Origin of the sequence: Microcystis sp. M49636_WE2 (genome assembly GCF_030065375.1) — a bacterium.
In the GTDB taxonomy this organism is placed as follows: Bacteria; Cyanobacteriota; Cyanobacteriia; order Cyanobacteriales; family Microcystaceae; genus Microcystis; species Microcystis aeruginosa_C.
Genome location: NZ_JASJFG010000448.1, coordinates 1 through 8,837 on the forward strand (window position 1 = coordinate 1; position 8,837 = coordinate 8,837).

Here is an 8,837-nt window from a genome sequence, read left to right on the forward strand (position 1 = left end):
CTTCGGTAATTTGTTAGATGCGGGGAAAGCAACCCTTTGCGGGGAGGAAAGTTTCGGCACGGGTTCCAATCATATTCGCGAAAAAGATGGTTTATGGGCGGTTCTTTTCTGGTTAAATATTTTGGCAGTTAAAGGGGAATCTGTAGAGGAAATTGTCCGCAGTCATTGGCAAGAATTTGGCCGCAATTTCTATTCTCGTCATGACTATGAAGAAGTCGCCTTAGAACCGGCTAAAGAGATGATGGCACGTCTCCAGAAGCTGGTTTTAGACCTTAAGGGTAAACAATTTGGTAACTATGAAGTGGAATATGCCGATGATTTTAGCTATACGGATCCGGTGGATGGTAGTGTGAGTAAAAATCAAGGCATTCGCATTGGTTTTACCGATGGTTCTCGGATTATTTATCGTCTATCGGGTACGGGAACTAAAGGAGCAACTCTCCGGGTTTATCTAGAAAGTTATGAACCGGACGCAAGTAAACACGATATCGACACCCAAAAGGCCCTACAGCCGTTAATTGATTTAGCCGAAAAAATCGGTCAAATTCGTCAATCTACCGGACGGGAACAACCCACAGTTATTACCTAAAATCTAGGGAGCGGCTATCAGTTTTTATCGGGGAAATTTTTGACCTGCTCATCACTGATAGCCCCTCCTTAATTACTTTCAGTAATTGCCCTGTGGTACAATTTCTGAATTCCCGTCACTAATTTATCTAAAATAGATCGATGGCTATCGTGAGTCGGATCAAGACTCTGCACTTTGGTTAATAATTTCGCTTCCTGTATATCCACGTCGTCATCGCTATAGATTAAAGTGCTAATCGATGTTATTAGATCTTGATAGGTTTCCGGACTAGGATTATCGCCTAAATAAGACTCTAACCATCGATAACATTCACTGGTTTTAATCGGTTTTAGTTCCGATAATAGTGGTTTAATCTCCGGATCATCATCAAGTTTTTCCCTCACAGCTACCTGTCGTAAATAATTTCTTTCTGATGGTTGAATGACACCATCAATCCAAGCAACACCGATGAGAATTTTCAGTAATTGTTTATTTTTCATCTCACACTTCCTTGACTAACTTAGCCATAAAAAAACCGTCTTGATTATGCCGATGGGGTAACACTTCGATCGCTCCCGTTTCTGTATAGTATTCTGAGAAAGATGAATTAGAGTCAGGAGTGGCCATTTTCCAATCGGGATGAGCCGCTAAAAACTGCTCGATCACTCTTTCATTTTCTAACGGATCGAGAGTACAGGTGGCATAAACTAAGATTCCCTTCGGTTTTACCCAAGTGGCAGCCGAGGCTAAAAGTTCCCCCTGTCGTTTGGCTAGTACAGGTAAATTTTCGGGTGTTTGTCGCCAACGTATATCAGGACGCTTGTGCAGGGTTCCCAATCCTGAACAGGGAGCATCGATTAGTACACGATCGGCGATGCCACACCACTGGGGACGATCGCGACTATCCCCTAGATGTATTTCGATCGCTTTTAAGTCTAATCTTTTAATATTGGCTTCTAACTGTCGTAAACGGGATGCCGTTTGATCACAGGCCAATATTCTACCCCGATCGCCCATTAATTCGGCAATATGAGTGGTTTTTCCCCCCGGTGCCGCGCAAGCGTCGATAATTGTCTCTCCGGGCTGGGGATCGAGGAGATAAGTGACTAATTGGGCGCTAATATCCTGTAGGGTGTAATTTCCGGCTCGAAATCCCTCTAAACGCTCAATATTGCCTAAACCAGAGGTTAAACGGCAAGCTAGAGGTAATTTAAGATGATTAAAAGTTATATTGGCTGATTCTAACTCATTTTCTAGGGCTTCTCGGCTAGTTTTCAGGGGATTAATCCGAATATCGAGGTCAGGAGATCGATTAAACCATTGACAAAGTTGTTCCGTTTCCGTAACACTAAAGCGATCTAACCACAATTGCACCAACCAATCGGGGAAACTGTGGAGAATACCCAATCTAGAAGCGGTATTTTCTGGCAAAATTAAAGGATCATCGCCATTAGCGGTTAAACGGAGATATTGCCGCAGCATTCCGTTAACCACCGCCGCTAATTTGCCTAAATGACTGATTTTAGTTAATTCTACCGCCGTATTCACCGCCGCCGATGGGGGAATCTGGGAGAGATAACGCAGTTGATAAAGACCAATATGGAGAATTCGCCGTAAATCCGGGGGTTGCTGGGCCGCGGTTTTTTTCCCCAAGCGATCGAGCAGCGCATCCAAAGTTCTTTGGCGGCGGATTATACCATAAACAATCTCCGTTGTCAAGGCTTTGTCAAGACAATTTAAGGAACTAGCGGACAAATGGCGATCAAGAGCGCGATCGGGATAGGCGGAAGAGCGATCGATATCGCGTAAAATCAGCAAAGCCAGCTGACGAGCATTATTCATGCAGTTTCCAGACGATTGCGGAGGAATTGGCGTAAAATAGTCAGCGCCGGAATCGGGATTTCGTGACCCATATTTAACTCGTGATATTCGACGTTAACCCCCAAACCAAGCAGTAAATCTCTGGCCTGACGAGCAGCAGCGATAGGAACGACGGGATCCTGCTTACCATGAACAATTAAGACATTTTGTGGATCTTGGGGATGGGGTTCACCGTGCAGATAACCACTCAGGGAACCCAATCCCGCCAAGGGTAAGGATAAACCCACATCCAGCGTCATCGCTCCCCCTTGGGAAAAACCGGTCAAAAAAGTCCGCTCTAGGGGAATACCGGTAGTTGCTTCTAGGGAAATAATCCAATCGTGCAACTGTTGACGACTAGCGGCTAAACCTTGATAATCGGAGGTTTCTAACGCATACCAGGCGCGTCCTCCCGGCACTTGCGGATGATCAAAGGGAGCATTAGGAAACAAAAATTGACAATCAGCCAGATCCAGCATCGATGCTAGGGGGGCCAGATCCATGGCATCCGCACCCCAACCGTGCAGCATGATCACTAGATAGCGAGCGGGATTTTCTGGGGAAGGGGGAATGACAATCGGGTTAAAAGACAGGGTTTTTTCCTCGCAATTCTCTTTTTTATCTATTCTATAGCGGTTTTCCCCGGGGTGAGATGGCTGTGGGGGAGTCTTTTCAGTGATCAGCTTCAAATAATATCTGTAGGGGCGAATTGCATTCGCCCTCTTGGAATAACTTCTGCTTCTGGGAGAAGGTTTGGGGGTGAGGACATTGTGGGCGCACGCAGTGCGCCCCTACCATTGGCGCAATGATATTATTGTAGGGGCGAATCACCGTCAAGCGGAAACTAGACAGAATGATCTGGCTATTATCACCCAACCCAGCCTTGAGCCAGTGAAAATTGGGTCTAATTGGCAATTTTTCGGCAAAAAAGTTATCTACACCTGTTAACAGGCAATTTATCCCCCGAATGAGCTACAATTATCGGTCAAACGTGGTTAATAGCGAGCAGATGCGTCGCATTGAAGGGGCGATTTTTGCCTCTGGTATGCCTGTGGCCGCTTTGATGGAAAAGGCAGCCCTGTTAACGGCACAACAGTTTAAAAAGTCCTATTCTTTGGCTGATTTCCCCAAAATCGGCGTTATCGTCGGCCCCGGCCACAATGGCGGCGACGCTCTCGTGATTGCTAGAGAATTACATCTCGCCGGTTATCAAGTATCTCTTTTTTGTCCGATCGCCAAACTCAAGGATTTAACAGCACAACAGGCTAATTATGTCAAGCATTTAGGCTTAATTTTTCAGAAAACTTTAGAATCTTTGCGGGATTGTCAGTTAATTATCGATGGTCTTTTCGGTTTTGGTTTAGAAAGGACTTTATCGGGAGAGATTGCCGAATTAGTCGATAAAATTAATAGTTGGCAAAAACCGATAATTAGTATCGATATTGCTTCGGGAATTCACACCGACACCGGAGAGGTTTTAGGCACGGCAATTAAAGCCACTCATACCTTTTGTTTGGGACTCTGGAAGCGAGCTTTTTTCCAGGATTTGGCCCTACCCTATCTGGGTAAAGTGGAGTTAATTGATATCGGAATTAGTCCCCTTGACCTAGAAACAATTTTACAAGATTCACCGCCAATTCTGAGGGTTAATCCCGATCTAATTCGCCCTTATTTACCCTTACCCCGTCCTCTCCTTACCCATAAATATCAGCAGGGACATTTATTAATTATCTGTGGTTCTCGTCGTTATGCAGGGGGGGCAATTCTTGCCGGATTAGGAGCGCGAGGTAGTGGTGTAGGAATGCTTTCTATTGCTGTTCCTGCTGCCCTTAAATCTTTATTAATTAGTCATTTACCAGAAGCATTAATTATCGATTGTCCCGAAACTGCCACGGGAGCTATTGCCGAACTTCCCCTAGAATTAAATAATTATCATGTCCTCGCCTGTGGTCCTGGATTAACCACAGAAAATCCCGCTATTATCGAACAGGTTTTAGACAGTGATAAACCGATTATACTCGATGCTGATGCTTTAAATATTTTGGCTCAACTGGGTACAGAAAAATTATCATCTCGTCAGAATAAGACAATTTTAACGCCTCATTGGGGAGAATTTAAACGCTTATTTCCTAACTTATCAGGTTCTCAAGATAGGATTAATATCACTCAAAAAGCATCTCAACAAAGTGGTGCAATTGTCTTATTAAAAGGAGCCAGAACTATAATCGCCTCCCCGGAAGGTAAAATGTATTTAATTCCCGAAAGTAGCTCCGCTTTAGCGCGAGGTGGTAGTGGTGATGTCTTAACGGGACTAATCGGCGGATTCTTAACCCAAATGCCGGATAATCCCCCAGAAACAACTGCATTAGCGGCTTATTTACACGCTCAAGCTGGCATTTTAGCAGCCCAAGAAAGGACAGAATTAGGAGTAGATGGAGTAACTTTAGCTAATTATTTATTTGCCGCCCTTAAAGATTTAAATTAAACTCCGAGGGGAAACACACGCAACCCAAAAACCGAGTAAAATCGATAAAGGATTAAGTAGGTAGGTGTTAAAAATTGTCAGATTTACCCCCTTATCAAGGGTAGGGTTAATTCATGAATTAACCCTACCATGAATCAGTCCTAAGATTAAGGGAGTATCAGAATTGATAATTATTACTGTATCTAACATTAAAATATCTTTCATAATACCCACCAAACCTAAGAGAGCCAAAATATTATTAATAGCATAAATGTACTGTATTTAAACTGCCTATTGACATTTTAGTACAAATGCTCGGACTGCCTCAACCTAGCTCCGGCGCTCCCTTCTCCGGTGCAGTCTTAAGGATTAATTCAGATAGTCGGCATTTGATAAAACATAAGGAATGTTAACCAAAACCACTTATCGTTAGGAATTTTGATAAGTTGGAGATTGAACAAAGATAGAAAGTCTCTAGCGCTGACAACTATGGCTGTAATTGTCCAAAAATACGGTGGTACATCGGTAGGTTCCGTGGAACGCATTCAATCGGTAGCTCAACGGGTCAAAAATACGGTAATAGCAGGAAACACCGTGGTGGTGGTCGTTTCTGCCATGGGTAAAACCACCGATGGATTGGTCAATTTAGCCAAACAGATCGCCGCCGAACCCTCGCGCCGGGAGATGGATATGTTATTATCCACGGGGGAACAGGTGACAATCGCCTTGATGAGTATGGCCCTAGAGGAAATCGGACAACCGGCCATCTCCCTAACCGGCGCTCAAGTGGGAATTGTCACGGAATCCGAACATAGTCGGGCCCGTATCTTAGAAATTAAAACCGATCGCCTTTCCCGTCATCTATCGGAGGGTAAAGTAGTTGTGGTCGCCGGTTTTCAAGGTGTTAGCGATAGTGATCAACTAGAGATTACCACCTTGGGGCGCGGTGGTTCCGATACCTCGGCCGTAGCCCTAGCGGCCGCCTTAAAAGCCGATTTTTGCGAAATTTACACCGATGTACCCGGTATTCTCACCACTGACCCCCGTTTAGTCCCCGAAGCGCGTCTTTTAGACCAAATTACCTGCGATGAGATGCTCGAATTAGCCAGTTTAGGGGCGAAAGTTCTCCACCCGCGAGCGGTGGAAATCGCTAAAAACTTCGGGGTTCCCTTGGTTGTCCGCTCCAGTTGGACAGAGGATCCGGGTACTTGGGTGACATCCCCAGCACCGAAACCGCGCACCCTGCAAGGATTGGAATTGACAAAAGCAGTGGATGCGGTGGAATTTGACGGCAATCAGGCGAAAATCTCCCTTTTACGGGTTCCGGATCGTCCCGGTATCGCTGCCCGTTTATTTGGGGAAATCGCCCATCAACAGGTGGACGTGGATTTAATTATTCAATCGATTCACGAGGGGGACAGCAACGATATCGCCTTTACGGTGATGGGAAATGCCTTGAAAAAAGCCCAATCCGTGGCCGAAGCGATCGCACCAGTTTTACGTTCCCATCCCACTAATACAGAGGAAGCGGAAGTGATCATCGAATCCGGGGCCGCTAAAATCGCCATTACCGGCGCTGGTATGATCGGCCGGCCTGGAATTGCTGCCCAAATATTTAGCACTTTGGCCGCAGCGGCAATTAATATCGAAATGATCTCCACTTCTGAAGTAAAAGTCAGTTGTGTCATCGATGAAGCGGACGGAGAAAAAGCAATTAAAGTCCTTTGTGATGCTTTTCAAGTGGAGTATTCTGCTAAAGTTGCTCATTGCGAAATCCCTAAAAATTTAGTCCCAGTCAGGGGAGTGGCCCTAGATAATAATCAGGCACAAATGGCTATTCGTAACGTCCCCGATCGCCCCGGGATGGCGGCGAGAATTTTCTCGGTTTTAGCGGCAAAAAATGTCAGTGTTGATATGATTATTCAATCCCAACGCTGTCGCATTGTCGATGGTATTCCCCGACGGGATATCGCTTTTACTTTACCCCAAGCTGATGCTAATTTAGCCCAAAAAATCCTTTTAGAACTATCGGAAAGTTTGGGTTTACAGGAAGTAGTGGTTAATAATGATGTGGCCAAAGTGAGCATTGTTGGTTCGGGAATGGAAGGACAACCGGGGGTAGCAGCACGCTTTTTTGAAGCTTTAGCAAAGGAGAAAATTAATATTTTGATGATTGCTACTTCTGATATAAAAATCAGTTGTGTGGTGAATCAGGAAGATGGAGTCAGGGCCCTACAAGTGGTTCACGCCGCTTTTGGATTGGCCGGACAGGGTAAAATTGAAGTACCCGCCTAAATGAAATTACAAGTTCTATGATGGGGGTAAGAGTTGTTTAATTGTTGGCAACTTAACCCCCAAAAACCCGATAAATAAGTTAACCCTCATCACCCCGATTTTATCTATGGAACCGATAACAGTGGCGACAATTGTTGCTTTGGTATTTCAGACTACTGTAGAAAAATTTACCGAAGCTGCTCTAGAAAAAATTAATACTTTGCGGCAAATCATCTGGAATAAACTTAAAGCTAATCCTAATGCTGAAAAAGCTTTACAAGCTGCTGAAAAAGGGTCAAAAACTGATCTAGAAAAAGTAGCAGATTATTTAAAGGTTGCCATGAATGATGAAGCAGATTTCGCCGAAAAAGTCAAGGGTTTAGCAACAGAAATTCAATCCTTGAAAATTCAGGATAATAGTAGTATGAATCAGGCTAATTATGGAGGGACAAATTTCCAGAATAAGGTTGAGGGTGGTGAAGTTTATCAAGCAGCAACTATAAACATCAATAAAACCTGACTGCAGCCGCCTGTTAAGGAACAGGTTAAACAACATCCTCACAATTTATCTAATAGTAATATCCCTAAATTTGTTGGTAGGGATCAGGAATTAATTGACTTAAAAACTCAATTACAACAATCCCAAAAGCTTGCTATATCTACCTTAACGGGAATGGGAGGCATAGGTAAAACCGAACTAGCCAGACAGTTTGGCTGGCAACAATGGCGGGAAAAAGCCTATCCGGGGGGTATATGTTGGTTAAATGTGGCAGAAAGTGACGGCGGTTTTATCGGTACTTCTATTTTAGATTTTGCGCGGGTACATCTCAAATTAACTTTACCGGATGAGGGAGAATTAGACGTAAAAATTCGTTATTGTTGGCAAAACTGGTTAGCGGGAAATGTCCTAATTATCTTTGATGATGTGCGGGATTATCAGCAAATTAGGGATTATTTACCACCGCAAGAAGACAAACGCTTTCAGGTTTTAATTACCACTCGCAAGGAATATTTATCAGCGACAATTGCAACTTTTCGGGTAGAAGTATTAAAAGAAAAAGATGCACTTGATTTATTGCGTTCCTACCTTGAAGACAACAGAATTGACACACAAATCGAGGCAGCTAAATTATTATGTCAGGATTTAGGTTATTTACCCTTGGCGTTAGAATTGGTGGCAAGGTTGCTAAAACGGCGACAGGATTGGAAAATTAGCAAAATACGGCAGAAATTAGCCGAAAAAGGCTTAGATGAGCCAATTTTAGCCAAAAATCCCAAGTTTGATACAGAAATGACTGGGGAAAGAGGGTTAAAAGCTGCCTTTAATCTCAGTTGGGAGGAGTTGCATAGCGAACCAGAAGCGCAAATTTTGGCACTTTACCTCAGTTTATTCGCTCTTGCGCCCTTTCCCAAGGGGATGATTCTGGATTTATTTCCCGATGAGGATGGGGATACAGTGGAGGAATGGTTAACCGATAGTTTAGTTCACCTGAGTTTAGTTCAGGATAAAGGTGATGGTTGGTATGAAATTCATCCCCTGTTGCGTCGCTATTTTCGGGATAAGTTAGAAGCATCACCCCACGCAGAACCAGCAAAAAGTCGTTATTGTACGGTGATGACAGATACATCGAGAACAGTCCCCGCAACTCCTACTCTAGATATTATCCAAAA

The 8,837-nt window shown here is 44.0% G+C and carries 9 protein-coding genes; 6 read left to right on the plus strand and 3 right to left on the minus strand.

What is annotated here, in order from left to right:
- Nucleotides 1-589, plus strand: a 589-nt coding sequence (locus PX484_RS10690) for a phosphohexomutase domain-containing protein (protein WP_502882727.1), incomplete at its 5' end; no start/stop codon positions are given.
- 68 nt (nucleotides 590-657) lie between these two features.
- Here the strand turns inward: PX484_RS10690 and PX484_RS10695 are convergent.
- From PX484_RS10695 to PX484_RS10705, 3 genes are read right to left on the minus strand one after another with little or no spacing between them, the layout of a single operon-like run.
- Nucleotides 658-1,068 carry a tellurite resistance TerB family protein gene (locus PX484_RS10695; protein ID WP_287666022.1) on the minus strand — a complete coding sequence of 137 codons (411 nt, stop codon included), beginning with the start codon at nucleotides 1,066-1,068 and terminating at the stop codon, nucleotides 658-660.
- Nucleotide 1,069: 1 nt separating this feature from the next.
- Entirely contained in the window at nucleotides 1,070-2,410 is a 1,341-nt protein-coding gene (locus tag PX484_RS10700; RefSeq protein ID WP_287767156.1) for a 16S rRNA (cytosine(967)-C(5))-methyltransferase, read from the minus strand.
- A complete protein-coding gene (locus tag PX484_RS10705) occupies nucleotides 2,407-3,000 on the minus strand; it encodes an alpha/beta hydrolase (protein ID WP_353845707.1) in 594 nt (197 codons plus the stop codon). Before PX484_RS10705 ends, PX484_RS10700 begins: the two co-directional genes overlap by 4 nt.
- A 187-nt stretch (nucleotides 3,001-3,187) precedes the next feature.
- On the opposite strand from PX484_RS10705, the gene PX484_RS10710 reads away from it, so the two are divergent.
- From PX484_RS10710 to PX484_RS10730, 5 genes are all read left to right on the plus strand, one after another.
- Nucleotides 3,188-3,376: a hypothetical protein gene (locus tag PX484_RS10710; protein ID WP_287767157.1), complete on the plus strand. Its 189-nt coding sequence runs from the start codon at nucleotides 3,188-3,190 to the stop codon at nucleotides 3,374-3,376.
- A 19-nt stretch (nucleotides 3,377-3,395) separates the two neighbouring features.
- Nucleotides 3,396-4,913 carry an NAD(P)H-hydrate dehydratase gene (locus tag PX484_RS10715; protein ID WP_287767159.1) on the plus strand — a complete coding sequence of 506 codons (1,518 nt, stop codon included), beginning with the start codon at nucleotides 3,396-3,398 and terminating at the stop codon, nucleotides 4,911-4,913.
- Nucleotides 4,914-5,381: 468 nt separating this feature from the next.
- Nucleotides 5,382-7,187, plus strand: coding sequence for an aspartate kinase (locus PX484_RS10720; RefSeq protein ID WP_108937976.1), 1,806 nt, complete (start codon nucleotides 5,382-5,384; stop codon nucleotides 7,185-7,187).
- Nucleotides 7,188-7,293: 106 nt separating this feature from the next.
- Entirely contained in the window at nucleotides 7,294-7,686 is a 393-nt protein-coding gene (locus PX484_RS10725; RefSeq protein ID WP_287767160.1) for a hypothetical protein, read from the plus strand.
- A 135-nt stretch (nucleotides 7,687-7,821) separates the two neighbouring features.
- A partial coding sequence (locus PX484_RS10730) for an NB-ARC domain-containing protein (protein WP_353853227.1) occupies nucleotides 7,822-8,837 on the plus strand: 1,016 nt, incomplete at its 3' end.